Source organism: Streptomyces sp. BJ20 (assembly GCF_022869105.1).
GTDB lineage: Bacteria > Actinomycetota > Actinomycetes > Streptomycetales > Streptomycetaceae > Streptomyces > Streptomyces griseoincarnatus.
Genome location: NZ_CP094918.1, coordinates 1,334,677 through 1,350,369, shown reverse-complemented (window position 1 = coordinate 1,350,369; position 15,693 = coordinate 1,334,677). Strand labels below are relative to the sequence as shown.

The following is a 15,693-nucleotide window of genomic DNA, read 5'->3' as shown; positions in this document are numbered from 1 at the left end:
CCCCGGCGTCCTCCTGACGCCTACGCCCGAGGCGTGCCCCGGTCCGCGCCGGCGAGCGGCAGGCGGAGTTCGAAGAGGGCTCCGCCCGCCGGCGCCGCGCCCGCGGTGAGCGTGCCGCCGTGCCGTACGGCCACGTCGCGCGCGATCGCCAGACCGAGACCGGCCCCGCCGTCGTCCCGGCTGCGCGCCGCGTCCAGCCGTACGAACCGCTCGAAGATCCGCTCGCGGTCGGCCTCCGCCACCCCCTCGCCGTCGTCGGCGACGCCCACCACGGCCGCGCCGCCCTCCCGCCGCACGGTCACCGTGATCCGCTCACGGGCGTGCCGCTCCGCGTTGTCCAGCAGGTTGGCGAGCACCCGGGAGAGCTGGCCGCGCGACCCGGAGACCTCGACGGGCTCCGCCTCCACCGTGACGCCCTCGCGTCCCGCGGCCGCCTCCCGGGCCAGCGCGGCCAGGTCCACCCGGGTGCCGGCGGGCCGCTCCCCCGTGTCCAGCCGCGCGAGCAGCAGCAGGTCGGCGGCGAGGTTCTGCAGCCGTACGGTGTCCTCCACCGCGCCGTCCAGATCGAGCAGTTCGGGGTGGGCGGCCGCGACCTCCAGTTGGGTGCGCAGCGAGGCGATGGGGCTGCGCAGCTCGTGGGACGCGTCGGCGACGAAGGCGCGCTGCCGCTCCACGGAGGCCTCCAGCGCGGCGAGCGTGGCGTTGGTGGTGCGGGCGAGCCGGGCGACCTCGTCGTGCGTCGCCGGTTCGGGGACGCGGCGGCGGAGGTCCTCGGAGGCGGTGATCGCGGCCATCTCCCGGCGGATGCCCTCGACGGGCCGCAGGGCCCTGCCGGTGACCAGCCAGGTCACCGCGGCGACGACGCCGAGCAGCAGCGGAAAGCCGATGAGCATGGCGGTCAGCGCGGTGCCCACGGCGCTGTGCTCCGCGGCCAGCGGGGCGCCCGCGTGGACGGTGAGGCGGCCCCGGTCGGGGGTCTCCACCTCGACGGCGGCGAAGCGGTAGTCCTCGGTGTCGCCGTCGATGGTGGCGGTGCCGTTGGTGTAGCTCGCGCCAGGGGCGATCTCGCCGGGGTCGAGGGAGTCGTCGTCCCGGTCGTCGCGGTCGTCGTCCCGGTCGTCGGGGTCGTCACGGTCGTCCTCGTCGGACGGGGCCGGCGCGGGGGTCACCTCGGAGGTGCCCGTGCCGCTGATCCGCTCCAGGTCCTCCGAGGCCGCGAGCAGGACGCCGTCCTCGTCGACGATCTGCACGGGGGTGTCCTCGGCGTCCAGCCCGGAGAGCTTGTCGAGCGGAGTACGGGCGGCCAGTTCGGAGGCGACGGCCTGCGCGGAACGCTCGGCCCGGGTGCCCGCCTCGCCGGTCAGGTTGGCGCGCAGGGACAGCAGGAGGGCCGTGCCGGCCGCGACGAGGGCCACGGCGACGACGAGCGTGGCGCCGAGCGTCGCCCGGGAGCGGACCGAGCCGAACAGCCTGCTCACGGCGCCGTCTCCAGCCGGTATCCGGCGCCGCGCACCGTGCGGATGAGGTTTGCGCGGAGCTTGCGGCGCAGGGCGCTGACGTAGACCTCGACGATGTTGGGGTCGCCCTCGTACGCGAAGTCCCAGACGTGCTCCAGGATGTCGGCCTTGGACACCACCTCGCCGGCCCGCAGCACCAGGTGCTCCAGCACCGAGAACTCCTTGGCCGTCAGCTCGGCCTCCTCCTCCCCGAGCCACACCCGGCGGGCGGCGGTGTCCACCTTCAGGTCACCGTGCACATGGACCGGGGACGCGCCCGCGGTCCGCCGGCGGCGCAGCAGCGCCTTCACCCGGGCGACCAGCACCACGTAGGAGAAGGGTTTGGTCAGATAGTCGTCGGCGCCGGTGTCCAGGCCCTCGGCCTCGTCGTACTCGCCGTCCTTGGCGGTGAGCATCAGGATCGGCACGTCGTGCCCGGCGGCGCGCAGGGCGGCACACACCCGGTAGCCGTTGAGGCCGGGCAGCATGATGTCGAGGATCACCAGGTCGTACGGCTCGGTCGTGGCCCGGTCCAGCCCCTCCCGGCCGTCGTGCACGACGTCGACGGCGTACCCCTCGGCGGTGAGGCCCTTGGCGAGGGAGAGGGCGAGGCGCTTTTCGTCCTCGACGATCAGGAGTCGCATGGGACCCAGGGTCGCAGGGGGAAGCTGAAGATCGCTTCAGGCTGCTTCAGCCTCCGCTCAGCGTCGGTGGGCGACCTTGATGGCAGTACAGCGCGAAGCACACCGACTCGGGAGGAACGCACATGAAGCGCAACATCGTGATCGCCGTCGTCACGGCCGCGGCACTGGTGGGCGGGGGCACGGCGACGGCCCTGGCGGTCGCGGGGGACGACGACGACACGACGTCGGTGACGCGGACGGACGACGACCGGGACGATCGCGGTGAGGACCGCTCGGACGACCGGGACGACCGCGCTGAGGACCACTCGGACGACCGGGACGGCGATGACGACGACGGTGCGGTCCGCGCCGCCGCCGGTGGCGTGACCGCCGCCGAGGCCATCACCGCCGCGCTGAAGCACACGCCGGGTACGGCCGTCTCCGCCGAACTGGACGACGGCTCCTGGGAGGTCGACGTCCTCGCCGAGGGCGACACCTGGCACACGGTCAGGATCGCCCCGGACAGCGGCAAGGTGCTGGGCGCGCAGAAGGACGACGAGGACGACGCCGCGGAGGTGCGCGCCGCCCTCAAGGGTGCCTCGGTGACGGCCGAGGACGCGGCGAAGGCCGCGGCCGCCAAGGGGACCGTCGTCTCCGTGGATCTGGACGACGACGGCGACGACCGGGGCTGGGAGGCGGAGACCCGTGCCTCCGGCGGGGACGAGCGGGACTGGAGCGTCGGCCTGACGAGCGCTTCGGTCACGGCTGACCGCGACGACGACTGACCAAGAGTTTCCTCGCCCCCGCCGCCCCTTCCCGTCCCGTCCCCGGGGGCTGCGCCCCCAGACCCCCATCGGCCCTGGCGGGCCTCGTCCTCAAACGCCGGACGGGCTGAGAATCAGCCCCTCCGGCGTTTGAGGAGCGGGGTCCGGGGCGGAGCCCCGGGTCGGGACGGGAAGGGGCGGCGGGGGCGAGAACGCCGTGCTCAGCCGTCGGACGAGCCACCCTGGGTCAGACCCTCGACCAGCTCGTCCGCCGCCCGGTACGGGTCAAGCTGACCCGCGACGATGCGCTCCGCGAGCGCGCCCAGGCGACGGTCGCCGTGGAGGTCTCCGATGCGCCGGCGCAGGGCCGTGACGGCGATCGTCTCGACCTCGTGGGCCGCGCGGGCGCGGCGGCGTTCCGTGAGGACGCCCCGTTCCTCCATCCACGCCCGGTGTTTCTCCAGCGCCTCGACGACCTCGTCGACGCCCTCCTGGCGGGCGGCGACCGTCTTGACGATCGGGGGGCGCCAGTCGCCGGGGCCGCGGGACTCGCCGAGGCCCAGCATGTGGTTCAGCTCGCGGGCGGTGGCGTCCGCTCCGTCGCGGTCGGCCTTGTTGACCACGTAGACGTCGCCGATCTCCAGGATTCCGGCCTTGGCGGCCTGGATGCCGTCGCCCATGCCGGGGGCGAGGAGAACCACGGAGGTGTCGGCCTGGGAGGCGATCTCCACCTCCGACTGGCCGACGCCCACCGTCTCGACGAGGATCACGTCGCAGCCGGCCGCGTCCAGGACGCGGATGGCCTGCGGCGCGGCCCAGGCGAGGCCGCCCAGGTGGCCGCGGGTGGCCATGGAGCGGATGTAGACGCCCGGGTCGGAGGCGTGCTCCGACATCCGGACGCGGTCGCCGAGCAGGGCGCCCCCGGAGAAGGGGGAGGACGGGTCGACGGCCAGGACGCCGACCCGCTTGCCCTGTTTGCGGTACGCGGTCACCAGCGCCGAGGTGGACGTCGACTTGCCGACGCCCGGGGAGCCGGTGAGACCGACCACGTAGGCGTTGCCCGCGAGCGGCGCGAGGGCCGCCATGACCTCCCTGAGCTGCGGTGACGCCCCCTCCACCAGGGAGATCAGCCGGGCCACGGCCCGTGGCCTGCCCTCTCTGGCCTGGGCCACCAGAGTGGAGACGTCCTGCATCACAGCTCCGTTCGCGTAAGGGAAGTCGGCAACAACCGGGTCAGGCCTTGGGTACTCGCACGATCAGCGCGTCACCCTGGCCGCCGCCACCGCAGAGCGCCGCGGCGCCGACACCGCCGCCGCGCCGCTTCAGCTCCAGCGCCAGGTGCAGCACCAGCCGCGCGCCGGACATCCCGATCGGGTGACCGAGGGCGATGGCGCCACCGTTGACGTTCACCTTTTCGGTGGAAACGCCGAGGTCCTTCATTGACTGGACGGCAACCGCGGCGAAGGCCTCGTTGATCTCGATCAGGTCGAGGTCGGAGACCTCCATGCCCTCCTTCTTGAGAGCGTGGCGGATGGCGTTCGACGGCTGCGACTGGAGCGAGTTGTCGGGGCCGGCCACGTTGCCGTGGGCGCCGATCTCGGCGATCCACTCCAGGCCCAGCTCCTGCGCCTTGGCCTTGCTCATCACGACCACGGCCGCCGCACCGTCCGAGATCTGCGAGGAGGAGCCGGCGGTGATGGTGCCGTCCTTGGCGAACGCGGGGCGCAGCTTGCCGAGGGACTCGGCGGTGGTGTCGCCGCGGATGCCCTCGTCCTTGCTGAAGAGCACCGGGTCGCCCTTGCGCTGCGGGATCTCGACCGGGGTGATCTCGGCCTCGAAGACGCCGTTCTTCTGCGCGGCGGCGGCCCGCTGGTGGGACAGGGCGGCGATCTCGTCCTGCTCCGGGCGGGCGATGCCGAGACGGGTGTTGTGCTTCTCGGTCGACTCGCCCATGGCGATGTTCTCGAAGGAGTCGGTCAGGCCGTCGTGCGCCATCGCGTCGAGCATCTGCACCGCGCCGTACTTGTAGCCCTCGCGGGATTTCGGCAGCAGGTGGGGGGCGTTGGTCATGGACTCCTGGCCGCCCGCCACGACCACGTCGAACTCGCCCGCGCGGATGAGCTGGTCGGCCAGCGCGATGGCGTCGAGGCCGGAGAGGCACACCTTGTTGACGGTGAGCGCCGGGACGTTCATCGGGATGCCGGCCTTCACGGCCGCCTGGCGCGCCGGGATCTGCCCCGCCCCGGCCTGGAGCACCTGCCCCATGATCACGTACTGGACCTGGTCGCCGCCGATCCCCGCACGGTCGAGGGCGGCCTTGATCGCGAAGCCGCCGAGGTCGGCTCCGGAGAACGACTTCAGCGAACCGAGCAGCCGACCCATCGGGGTGCGGGCGCCCGCGACGATGACGGACGTCGTGCCGTTCGTTGCGGATGATGCAGAAGATGCAGAAGTCATGAGCTGCGGTCCCCTTCCGGCTGCACAGCCGAGGAGTGAACGAGGGTTTACTTCGAATGTACTGACGTGCGGGCGACCCCGTCATCGGCCTTTCGGTGTGATCGCGCGCACGTTGCGTAACCGCCCCGGGCGCGCTGCACTGAATCCATGCTGACGCGAATCGACCACATCGGGATCGCCTGCTTCGACCTCGACAAGACCGTGGAGTTCTACCGCTCCACCTACGGCTTCGAGGTCTTCCACTCGGAGGTCAACGAGGAGCAGGGCGTGCGCGAGGCCATGCTCAAGATCAACGAGACCTCGGACGGCGGGGCCTCCTACCTGCAGCTCCTCGAGCCGACCCGCGAGGACTCCACCGTCGCCAAGTGGCTCGCGAAGAACGGCGAGGGCGTCCACCACATCGCTTTCGGTACGGCGGACGTCGACGCGGAGGCGGCCGACATCAAGGAGAAGGGCGTACGCGTTCTGTACGAAGAGCCCCGGCGCGGTTCCATGGGGTCACGGATCACCTTCCTGCACCCGAAGGACTGCCACGGCGTACTGACAGAACTGGTCACTTCCGCGCCCGTTGAGTCGTCCGAGCACTGACCCACGTACATAAGGGCCGGTAGGGTTGGGTCTGGTCGCCGCTCGAAGCGTGGTGACCGGGTCCCGTCGTGTTCGGCGACGGGATCGCCGGGGCCGGGTGGCGGGGGGCGAGCGCGGGGCAGCAGCCCATGCTCCGCCGATGATCTGACACCATTCCCCGGGGGCTCCGTTCGGGATGGGCGGAGCTCGGCCAGACTTGCGACCAGGGGACGGATGGGACCGCGCAGTGCGGGGCTACGAGAGCCAGGAGCGAGAGCCGGCGGCTGACGTCGACCACCTCTCTCGGTTCGAAGCCGAGATGAAGCGGCTGAAGACCGAGCGGGAAAAGGCGATCCAGCACGCCGAGGACCTCGGCTACCAGGTCGAGGTGCTGCGCGCCAAGCTGCACGAGGCGCGGCGCACCATCATGTCCCGCCCCGCCTACGACGGCGGCGACATCGGCTACCAGGCCGAGCAGTTGCTCCGCAACGCGCAGCTGCAGGCCGACCAGCTGCGCGCGGACGCCGAGCGGGAGCTGAGCCAGGCCCGCGCCCAGACCCAGCGCATCCTCCAGGAGCACGCCGAGCAGGCCGCCCGCCTCCAGGCGGAGCTGCACCAGGAGGCGGTGACCCGGCGCCAGCAGCTCGACCAGGAGCTGGCGGAGCGCCGCCAGACCGTCGAGACGCACGTCAACGAGAACGTGGCGTGGGCGGAGCAGCTGCGGGCCCGCACCGAGGAGCAGGCCCGCCGCCTGATGGAGGAGACCCGCGCCGAGCGGGAGCAGGCCCTGGCCGCCGCGCGCGAGGAGGCCGAGCGGCTGACCGCCGAGGCCCGCCGCCGCCTGCAGAGCGACGCGGAGGCGGCCCGCAGCGAGGCCGAGCAGTTGCTGCGCCGCGCCCGCACGGACGCCGAGCGGCTGCTGAACGCCGCGTCGACGCAGGCCCAGGAGGCCACCGAACACGCCGAGCAGCTGCGCACCTCGACGGTCACCGAGTCGGAGTCGGCGCGCCGCCAGGCGCAGGAGATGAGCCGGGCCGCCGAGGAGCGGATGGCCGAGGCGGAGAGCGCGCTGCGCGAGGCGCGCTCCGAGGCCGAGAAGGTGCTCGCCGAGGCGAAGGAGGCCGCCGCCAAGGCGCTGGCGTCCGCCGAGGCCGCCAACGAGACCCGCACACGCACCGCCAAGGAGCAGGTGGCACGGCTGGTCAGCGAGGCCACCAAGGAGGCCGAGTCCACCAAGGCGGACGCCGAGCAGCTGGTCGCCGACGCCCGCGCCGAGGCCGAGAAGATCGTCGCGGAGGCCGCGGAGAAGGCCCGTACGCTCACCGCGGAGGAGTCGGCCACCCAGCTGTCCAAGGCGGCCAAGACCGCCGAGGACGTGCTCAACAAGGCCTCCGAGGAGGCCAAGCGGACCACCAAGGCGGCCGCCGAGGAGGCCGAGCGGATCCGCCGCGAGGCGGAAGCCGAGGCGGACCGCCTGCGCGCCGAGGCGCACGACATCGCCGAGGAGCTCAAGGGCGCGGCGAAGGACGACACCAAGGAGTACCGCGCCAAGACGGTCGAGCTGCAGGAGGAGGCGCGCCGGCTGCGCGGCGAGGCCGAGCAGCTGCGCGCCGACGCGGTCGCCGAGGGCGAGAAGATCCGCGCGGAGGCCCGTAAGGAGGCCGTGGCGCAGATCGAGGAGGCGGCCACATCCGCCGAGGAGCTGCTCGCCAAGGCCAAGGCGGACGCGGACGAACTGCGGTCCACCGCGCAGACGGACAGCGAGAAGGTCCGCACCGAGGCCATCGAGCGCGCCACGACGCTGCGCCGGCAGGCCGAGGAGACCCTGGAGCGCACCCGCAAGGAGGCCGAGCGGCACCGCGCGGAGGCCGTGGAGCAGGCCGACGCGCTCAAGGAGGACGCCGAGCGGGCCGCGCGCGAGCTGCGCGAGGAGACCGAGCGGGCCGTCGAGGCGCGGCGCGCGGAGGCGGCCGACGAGCTGACCCGGCTGCACACGGAGGCCGAGGAGCGCCTCGCCTCGGCCGAGCAGGCGTTGAGCGACGCGCGCGAGGAGGCCGCCCGGATCCGCCGCGAGGCGTCCGAGGAGGCCGAGCGGCTGCGCACGGAGGCCGCCGAGCGGATCCGTACGCTCCGGCAGCAGGCCGAACAGGAGGCCGAGCGGCTGCGCGACGAGGCCGCCGCGGACGCGTCGGCGTCCCGGGCGGAGGGCGAGGCCGTCGCCGTGCGGCTGCGGTCGGAGGCCGCGGCCGAGGCGGAGCGGCTCAAGGCCGAGGCGCAGGACAGCGCGGACCGGATGCGCGCGGAGGCCCAGGCGGCCGCCGAGCGGATCGGCACCGAGGCGTCCGAGACGCTGGCGGCGGCGCAGGAGGAGGCCGCGCGGCGGCGCCGGGAGGCGGAGGAACTCCTCGGGGCGGCCCGCGAGGAGGCCGACGAGGAGCGCCGGCGGGCCCGCGAGCAGAGCGAGGAGCTGCTGGCGGCGGCGCGCACCCGGGTGGAGGAGGCGCAGACCGAGGCCGTACGGCTGGTCGAGGAGGCGGACCGGCGCGCCACGGAGATGGTGTCGGCGGCCGAACAGCACGCCCAGCAGGTGCGGGACTCCGTCGCGGGGCTGCACGAGCAGGCGCAGGAGGAGATCACCGGGCTGCGCAGCGCCGCCGAGCACGCGGCGGAGCGCACCCGGCGCGAGGCCGAGGAGGAGGCGGACCGGGTCCGCGCCGACGCCTACGCGGAGCGGGAGCGGGCCAGCGAGGACGCGGGCCGGATGCGGCGCGAGGCGCAGGGGGAGGCCGAGGAGGCCAAGTCCCTGGCGGACCGCACGGTTTCGGAGGCGATCACGGAGGCGGACCGGATCCGCGCCGAGGTCTCCGAGCACGCGCAGCGACTGCGCACCGAGGCGTCCGACACGGTCGCCGAGGCCGAGCAGGCCGCGGCGCGCACCCGGGCGGAGGCCCGCGAGGACGCCAACCGGATCCGTTCGGACGCGGCGACGCAGGCGGACACGCTCATCACCGAGGCGCGCAGCGAGGCGGAGCGGCTCACCGACGAGACGGTCACCGAGGCCGAGCGGGTGCGTTCGGAGTCGGTGGCCAAGGCGGAGAAGCTGATCGCGGACGCCACCGGCGACGCGGAGCGGCTGCGCGCCGAGGCCGCCGAGACCGTGGGGTCCGCCCAGCAGCGGGCGGAGCGGCTGCGGCACGAGGCCGAGCGGGTCAAGGCGGACGCGGAGTCGGAGGCGGAGCGGCTGGTGTCCTCCGCGCGCGAGGAGGCCGAGCGGACGCTGGACGACGCCCGCAAGGAGGCCAACAAGCGGCGTTCGGAGGCGGCCGAGCAGGTCGACACCCTCATCACGGAGACCACCGCCGAGGCGGACAAGCTGCTCACGGAGGCGCAGCAGCAGGCGCTGAAGACCACGGCCGACGCCGAGTCGCAGGCGGACACCATGGTGGGCGCGGCCCGCAGCGAGGCCGAGCGGCTGGTGTCCGAGGCGCGGGTCGAGGGCAACTCCCTGGTGGAGAAGGCCCGTACGGACGCCGACGAGCTGCTGGTCGGCGCGCGCCGGGACGCGACGCAGATCCGGGAGCGCGCGGAGGAGCTGCGCGACCGCATCACCACCGAGATCGAGGAGCTGCACGAGCGGGCCCGGCGCGAGGCCGCCGAGACCATGAAGTCCGCCGGCGACCGCTGCGACGCGCTGATCAAGGCCGCGGAGGAGCAGCTTGCCAAGGCGGAGGCCAAGGCGAAGGAGCTCGTCTCCGAGGCCAACTCCGAGGCGGGCAAGGTGCGCATCGCCGCCGTGAAGAAGGCCGAGGGCCTTCTGAAGGAGGCGGAGCAGAAGAAGGCCACGCTCGTGAAGGAGGCCGAGGAGCTGAAGGCCGAGGCGGTGCGCGAGGCACGGCGCACCGTCGAGGAGGGCAAGCGCGAGCTGGAGGTCCTCGTCCGGCGCCGCGAGGACATCAACGCGGAGATCTCGCGCGTCCAGGACGTCCTGGAGGCCCTGGAGTCCTTCGAGGCCCCGGCGGGCGGCAAGGACAACGGCGTCAAGGCGGGGGCCGCGGCCGGCGCTACCCGTACGGGTGGCAAGTCAGCCGAGAACTAGCAAACCGGGCTAAATCCCTTGTACGGTGAGGGCTTTGACCATGGCTTTGGCAAGGCTTCCGGCGGCGAGCCACTCAAAAGGGGTGTCATCTTCCGTATCAAACGTGCATCCGCTCGATGACACAGCGCTTCGGCCCCTAGGATTCCACCTATCACCTCACCGGTCTCATTCGACAGGAACCCCATGAGCGACACTTCCCCCTACGGCTTCGAGCTTGTGCGGCGTGGGTACGACCGCGCTCAGGTGGACGAACGTATCTCCAAGCTCGTCTCCGACCGTGACAGCGCTCTCGCCCGCATCACCGCTCTGGAAAAGCGCATCGAAGAGCTCCACCTCGAGACGCAGAACGCCCAGGCCCAGATCAACGACGCCGAGCCGTCGTACGCGGGTCTCGGCGCGCGGGTGGAGAAGATCCTCCGTCTCGCCGAGGAGGAGGCCAAGGACCTGCGCGAGGAGGCCCGGCGCGCCGCGGAGCAGCACCGCGAGCTCGCCGAGTCGGCCGCCCAGCAGGTGCGCAACGACGCCGAGTCCTACGCCGCCGAGCGCAAGGCCAAGGCTGAGGACGAAGGCGCCCGGATCGTCGAGAAGGCCCAGGGCGAGGCCGCCCAGCTCCGCTCCGACGCGCAGAAGGACGCCCAGTCCAAGCGCGAGGAGGCGGACGCCCTCTTCGAGGAGACCCGCGCCAAGGCCGCCCAGGCCGCCGCGGACTTCGAGACGAACCTGGCGAAGCGTCGCGAGCAGTCCGAGCGCGACCTGGCCTCGCGTCAGGCCAAGGCCGAGAAGCGCCTCGCGGAGATCGAGCACCGCGCGGAGCAGCTCCGCCTGGAGGCCGAGAAGCTGCGCACCGACGCCGAGCGCCGGGCCCGCCAGACGGTGGAGACCGCCCAGCGCCAGGCCGAGGACATCGTGGCCGACGCCAACGCCAAGGCCGATCGGATCCGTTCGGAGTCCGAGCGCGAGCTGGCGGCGCTGACCAACCGCCGCGACTCCATCAACGCCCAGCTGACCAACGTCCGCGAGATGCTGGCGACCCTCACGGGTGCCGCGGTCGCCGCCACCGGCGCGCCCGCCACCGAGGACGAGCCCGTCTCCCGCGGCGTCCCGGCGCAGCAGTCCCGGTAACTCCACCGGAGCACCGGCGAACGGACCCAGGGCGAAGCCCTCTGCCACTGCGGTGGCAGAGGGCTTCGCCCCGTTCTAGCGTGGCCGCATGATCGAGCTGGAGGGGCTGACCAAGCGGTACGGCGAGAAGGTCGCGGTGGACAACCTGACCTTCACCGTCCGCCCGGGCATCGTCACGGGCTTCCTCGGCCCGAACGGCGCCGGCAAGTCGACCACCATGCGGATGATCCTGGGGCTCGACCACCCCACGGCCGGGGACGTACGCGTCGACGGCACGCACTACGACCGGCTGAAGGACCCGCTGACGGACATCGGCGCCCTGCTGGAGGCCAAGGGCGTGCACCCGGGGCGCAGCGCCTACAACCATCTGCTGTGGCTCGCGCAGAGCAACGGCATCCCCGAACGGCGGGTGCGGGAGGTGCTGGACGAGGTCGGTCTGACGGCGGTGGCACGGAAGAAGGCCAAGGGGTTCTCGCTCGGCATGGGGCAGCGGCTCGGCATCGCCGCCGCGCTGCTCGGCGACCCGCGGATCCTGATGTTCGACGAGCCGGTGAACGGCCTCGACCCCGAGGGCATCCACTGGATCCGCACGCTGATGAAGTCGCTGGCCGAGCAGGGGCGCACGGTGTTCGTCTCCTCCCACCTGATGAGCGAGATGGCCCTGACGGCGGACCACCTCGTCGTCATCGGGCAGGGCCGGCTGCTCGCCGACACCTCGATGGCGGAGTTCATCCGGCGCAACTCCCGCTCCTACGTCCGGGTGCGCACCCCGCAGCGGGAGGCACTGCTGGACGCGCTGCACCGGGCGGGCGTCACCGCCGTGGACGGCGCGGACGGAACGCTGGAGGTGGACGGGACGCCCGCGGAGGCGATCGGCGAGCTGGCCGCCCGCGACGGGGTGGTGCTGCACGAGCTGAGCCCCCAGCAGGCGTCCCTGGAGGAGGCCTTCATGCAGCTGACGGCGGAGTCGGTGGAGTACCACGCGCACACCGGCGCCCCCCTGCCCCCGCAGCAACAGCAACAGCAGCAGTGGGGCGAGAGCTGGAGGAAGGGCTGAGCATGGCGACGGGACAGGTCGTACGGTCGGAGTGGACCAAGATCCGGTCGGTGGCGTCGACCGTGTGGACGCTGTCGACCGCGGTGGTCGTCACCATCGCGCTCGGCATGCTGATCTCGGCGCTCTCGAAGAACGAGTTCGACAACCTCGGCGAGCGGGAGCAGCTCTCCTTCGACCCGACGTTCATCAGCTTCGCCGGGACCAGCCTGGGCCAGCTCGCGATGATCGTGTTCGGGGTGCTGGTGGTGTCGAACGAGTACAGCACCGGGATGATCCGGGCCTCGCTGGCGGCCGTGCCCAAGCGGGGCGTCTTCCTGTTCAGCAAGCTCGCGGTGGCCACCGCGCTGGCGTTCGTGGTCGGGATGGCGACCAGCTTCGCCACGTTCTTCCTCGGCCAGCTGATGCTCGGCGACCTCAGGGCGTCCATCGGGGATGACGGGGTGCTGCGCGCGGTGGTCGGCGGCGGGCTCTACATGACGCTGATCGCGCTGTTCTCGATGGGCGTGGCCGCGATGCTGCGCTCCCCCATGCTCTCGCTGGGCATCCTGATGCCGTTCTTCTTCCTGATCTCCAACATCCTCGGCAACGTCAGCGCCACCGAGAAGGTCGGCCGGTTCCTGCCCGACCAGGCGGGCAGCAGGATCATGCGGGTGGTCACCCCGGTGGACGACGACACCCCGTACGGCCCCTGGGGCGGGCTCGGCATCATGGCGCTGTGGGTGATCGCGGCGGTCGCCGGCGGCTACGTGCTGCTGAAGCGGCGTGACGCGCAGTGAACGACCGTTCGGGAACGGTTCCGGTCCGCCCGTGATGCACCCTTGAGCGGAACCGTCAGCGCCCCGATAAGCTCCTAACCCTTACGGGGGGCGTATGCCCCGCTGTCCTGAACCTTTCGATGGGTGCGGAGCATGATCGAGGCAGTCGGCCTGACCAAGCGGTACGGCGACAAGACCGCTGTGTACAACCTTTCCTTCCAGGTGCGTCCCGGCGCCGTCACCGGCTTCCTGGGCCCCAACGGCTCGGGCAAGTCGACGACGATGCGGATGATCCTCGGTCTGGACAACCCCACGGCGGGCCATGTGACGATCTGCGGCCACCCGTACGACAAGCTGCCCAACGCTCCTCGGCAGGTGGGTGCGCTGCTGGACGCCAAGGCGGTGCACGGCGGCCGGTCCGCCCGGAACCACCTGCTCAGCCTGGCCCAGCTGTCGGGCATCCCGGCCCGCCGGGTGGACGAGGTGCTGGGCGTGGTGGGCCTGCACGAGGTGGCGGGCCGGCGGTCCAAGGGCTTCTCCCTCGGCATGGGCCAGCGCCTGGGCATCGCCGCCGCGCTGCTGGGCGACCCCCAGGTGCTGCTGTTCGACGAGCCGGTCAACGGCCTCGACCCCGAGGGCATCCTGTGGGTGCGCAACCTGATGAAGGCGCTGGCGGCCGAGGGCCGTACGGTCTTCGTCTCCTCCCACCTGATGAGCGAGATGGCGCTGACCGCCGACCACCTCATCGTGATCGGGCGCGGCCAGCTCATGGCGGACATGAGCGTGCGGGACTTCATCTCCCACAACTCCGCCGACTTCGCGCGGGTGCGCACGCCCGACAGCGAGCCGCAGCAGCGCGAGAAGCTGTCGGCGGCGATCACCGAGGCCGGCGGCCATGTGCTGCCCGAGCAGGACGGCGCGCTGCGGGTGACGGGACTGCCGCTGCCCCGGATCAGCGACCTCGCCCACGATCACGACGTACGGCTGTGGGAGCTGTCGCCGCACCAGGCGTCCCTGGAGGAGGCGTACATGCGGATGACGCAGGGCGCCGTCGACTACCGCTCGACCGTCGACCAGAAGGAAGGGCTCCAGCAGCAGCTGCCGCCGGGCACGCAGCCGCCGATGCCGGTGCCGGGCCAGGGCCAGCCCGGCTGGTACGCCCCGCCGCCGCCCCAGCAGGGCGGGCAGCCCTTCGCCCCGCCGCAGGCCGCTCCCGCGGGCCCCTACGGCGCTCCCCCGGCCCCCGCGGCCGCCCCGGCGGCGAACCCGTACGCGCAGCCTCCGCAGGCGCCGCAGAGCGCTCCCCAGTCCGCCCCCTCCGCCGAGCCGACCAAGTCCGAGGACGCCCGATGAGCACGCCCCAGCCCCCGATGCCGCAGAGTGCCGCAGCCGAGTGGCCGGCCGCCCCCGGTGCCGCGCCCTCCGCCCCCGCCCCGGCGTACCCCACCTACACGTCGCCCATCCCGGTGGTGCGCACCCACCTCGGGCACGCGCTCGCCTCCGAGTGGACGAAGATCAGGTCGGTGCGCTCGACCATGTGGACGCTGGGCGTCCTCGTCGCGCTCGTGGTCGGGATCGGCCTGCTCACCGGTCTGGTGATCGCCAACGCCGACCCCGACCTGGGCGGCGAGAGCCCGCTGTCCCTGGGCTTCTTCGGGCTGCTGCTCGGCTCGATGTGCCTCATCACGCTCGGCGTGCTGACCACCGCCTCCGAGTACGGCACGGGCATGATCCGCACGACGATGGTCGCCTGTCCCAGCCGCGGCCGGGTGCTCGCGGCCAAGGCCCTGGTGTTCTTCCTGGTCGCCTTCGTGGTGACCCTGGTGTGCGCGTCGGTCGTGGGCCTGCTGCACGTGTCGCTGCTGGAGGGGTACAACGCCTCGGAGCCGACCGGCGGGGAATGGCTGAAGGGCACGGTCGGCGTCTCGCTCTACCTGGCGCTGCTCGGCACCCTGTCGCTGGCGGTCGGGTCGATCGTGCGGCACTCGGCGGGCGCCATCACGATCATGATCGCGTTGGTCCTCGCCCCGCTGGTGATCGCGCTGTTCATGTTCTCGCCGTCGCTGTCGGACGTGCAGCAGGCGCTGTTCGAGTACTCCATCCCGAACCAGATGAGCATCTTCTACGCCAACTCCCTGTCGGAGTCGGGCCCGTCGGGCTGGGACCCGCTGTGGATCATGCTGGTCGCCGCGGGCGCCGCGCTCGGCGCCGCGTTCGCCCTGCTGCGGAAGCGGGACGTCTAGGGACGTCCGAAGACCGGGAGGTCCGTCAGAACCTCGGCGCGTTACGGGACCGCTGCACCCGCGTGGTGCGGCGGTCCTTCGCGTTCCAGCAGGCCTTGTGCCAGTGCCTGCGCTCGTCGACGCCGGAGTGCTCGGGCCAGGCCACCACGTGCGGCACCCCGTCCGGGATCAACTGGTCGCAGCCCGGGCACCGGTAGGACTTGCCGCGGGCGCTGCTGCCCGCCACGTGCCGCACGCTCCAGTTCTCGTCCTGCCAGGACTCCGTGGACTGCCAGCCGCCGTACCTCCCGGAGCGGTCGTCCTCGGCGCTCCGGCCGGACGAACCGGCTCCCTTGGGTCGGTTGCGACGCGGGGACACAGGACACCTCACGGGGCTATACAGGATGCACGGACCGCGTCCAGCCTAGCCGCCGCGGACCGGGGTACGCGTACGCCGCCAATCGTCACAAGTCACTCCGTGGCGCGCGGCGGCCCCGTGAGAGCGGCCCATTCTGCAGACAATCCGCAAAATCG

General features: G+C 72.6%; 13 protein-coding genes. 8 read left to right on the top strand and 5 right to left on the bottom strand.

The features are described from left to right. Positions 1-20: 20 nt before the first annotated feature. Positions 21-1,478: a HAMP domain-containing sensor histidine kinase gene (locus tag MTR79_RS06380; RefSeq protein ID WP_244789515.1), complete on the bottom strand. Its 1,458-nt coding sequence runs from the start codon at positions 1,476-1,478 to the stop codon at positions 21-23. Then, the gene (locus MTR79_RS06375) at positions 1,475-2,140 is read right to left on the bottom strand and encodes a response regulator transcription factor (protein WP_244789514.1); all 666 of its coding nucleotides are present in this window, start codon (positions 2,138-2,140) and stop codon (positions 1,475-1,477) included. Before MTR79_RS06375 ends, MTR79_RS06380 begins: the two co-directional genes overlap by 4 nt. A 122-nt stretch (positions 2,141-2,262) precedes the next feature. Here MTR79_RS06375 and MTR79_RS06370 point away from each other — a divergent pair, with 122 nt between their 5' ends. Continuing rightward, positions 2,263-2,904, top strand: a complete 642-nt coding sequence (locus MTR79_RS06370; RefSeq protein ID WP_244789513.1) for a PepSY domain-containing protein — start codon at positions 2,263-2,265, stop codon at positions 2,902-2,904. 200 nt (positions 2,905-3,104) lie between these two features. Here the strand turns inward: MTR79_RS06370 and meaB are convergent, their stop codons facing one another. After that, a complete protein-coding gene (meaB, locus tag MTR79_RS06365) occupies positions 3,105-4,076 on the bottom strand; it encodes a methylmalonyl Co-A mutase-associated GTPase MeaB (protein ID WP_199205085.1) in 972 nt (323 codons plus the stop codon). A 40-nt stretch (positions 4,077-4,116) separates the two neighbouring features. Continuing rightward, positions 4,117-5,340 (bottom strand): acetyl-CoA C-acetyltransferase, encoded by a 1,224-nt coding sequence (locus MTR79_RS06360; RefSeq protein ID WP_086705033.1) that lies wholly within the window; start codon positions 5,338-5,340, stop codon positions 4,117-4,119. Positions 5,341-5,487: 147 nt separating this feature from the next. On the opposite strand from MTR79_RS06360, the gene mce reads away from it, so the two are divergent. The 7 genes from mce to MTR79_RS06325 all read left to right on the top strand — a co-directional run bounded on the left by mce (position 5,488) and on the right by MTR79_RS06325 (position 15,180). After that, a complete protein-coding gene (gene mce / locus MTR79_RS06355) occupies positions 5,488-5,928 on the top strand; it encodes a methylmalonyl-CoA epimerase (protein ID WP_031023179.1) in 441 nt (146 codons plus the stop codon). 226 nt (positions 5,929-6,154) lie between these two features. Further along, positions 6,155-10,003 (top strand): polarized growth protein Scy, encoded by a 3,849-nt coding sequence (scy, locus tag MTR79_RS06350; protein WP_244789512.1) that lies wholly within the window; start codon positions 6,155-6,157, stop codon positions 10,001-10,003. A gap of 183 nt (positions 10,004-10,186) precedes the next feature. Continuing rightward, positions 10,187-11,125: a cellulose-binding protein gene (locus MTR79_RS06345; protein ID WP_048459244.1), complete on the top strand. Its 939-nt coding sequence runs from the start codon at positions 10,187-10,189 to the stop codon at positions 11,123-11,125. An 88-nt stretch (positions 11,126-11,213) separates the two neighbouring features. Then, positions 11,214-12,182 (top strand): ABC transporter ATP-binding protein, encoded by a 969-nt coding sequence (locus MTR79_RS06340; RefSeq protein ID WP_189364165.1) that lies wholly within the window; start codon positions 11,214-11,216, stop codon positions 12,180-12,182. A gap of 2 nt (positions 12,183-12,184) precedes the next feature. Beyond that, entirely contained in the window at positions 12,185-12,958 is a 774-nt protein-coding gene (locus MTR79_RS06335) for an ABC transporter permease (protein WP_175449541.1), read from the top strand. A 132-nt stretch (positions 12,959-13,090) separates the two neighbouring features. Beyond that, entirely contained in the window at positions 13,091-14,290 is a 1,200-nt protein-coding gene (locus MTR79_RS06330) for an ABC transporter ATP-binding protein (protein WP_189364166.1), read from the top strand. Next, positions 14,287-15,180, top strand: a complete 894-nt coding sequence (locus tag MTR79_RS06325) for an ABC transporter permease subunit (RefSeq protein ID WP_048459240.1) — start codon at positions 14,287-14,289, stop codon at positions 15,178-15,180. Before MTR79_RS06330 ends, MTR79_RS06325 begins: the two co-directional genes overlap by 4 nt. A gap of 25 nt (positions 15,181-15,205) precedes the next feature. On the opposite strand, the gene MTR79_RS06320 is transcribed toward MTR79_RS06325, so the two are convergent. Continuing rightward, on the bottom strand, positions 15,206-15,538 hold the full coding sequence (locus MTR79_RS06320; protein WP_048459239.1) for a hypothetical protein: 333 nt from the start codon (positions 15,536-15,538) through the stop codon (positions 15,206-15,208). Positions 15,539-15,693 lie beyond the last annotated feature (155 nt).

Bases quoted from the DNA above. Each gene is read 5' to 3' on its own strand.
- MTR79_RS06375 (WP_244789514.1), bottom strand. From the start codon at position 2,140: ATGCGACTCCTGATCGTCGAGGACGAAAAGCGCCTCGCCCTCTCCCTC.
- MTR79_RS06370 (WP_244789513.1), top strand. From the start codon at position 2,263: ATGAAGCGCAACATCGTGATCGCCGTCGTCACGGCCGCGGCACTGGTG.
- meaB (WP_199205085.1), bottom strand. From the start codon at position 4,076: ATGCAGGACGTCTCCACTCTGGTGGCCCAGGCCAGAGAGGGCAGGCCA.
- MTR79_RS06360 (WP_086705033.1), bottom strand. From the start codon at position 5,340: ATGACTTCTGCATCTTCTGCATCATCCGCAACGAACGGCACGACGTCC.
- mce (WP_031023179.1), top strand. From the start codon at position 5,488: ATGCTGACGCGAATCGACCACATCGGGATCGCCTGCTTCGACCTCGAC.
- MTR79_RS06345 (WP_048459244.1), top strand. From the start codon at position 10,187: ATGAGCGACACTTCCCCCTACGGCTTCGAGCTTGTGCGGCGTGGGTAC.
- MTR79_RS06340 (WP_189364165.1), top strand. From the start codon at position 11,214: ATGATCGAGCTGGAGGGGCTGACCAAGCGGTACGGCGAGAAGGTCGCG.
- MTR79_RS06335 (WP_175449541.1), top strand. From the start codon at position 12,185: ATGGCGACGGGACAGGTCGTACGGTCGGAGTGGACCAAGATCCGGTCG.
- MTR79_RS06330 (WP_189364166.1), top strand. From the start codon at position 13,091: ATGATCGAGGCAGTCGGCCTGACCAAGCGGTACGGCGACAAGACCGCT.
- MTR79_RS06325 (WP_048459240.1), top strand. From the start codon at position 14,287: ATGAGCACGCCCCAGCCCCCGATGCCGCAGAGTGCCGCAGCCGAGTGG.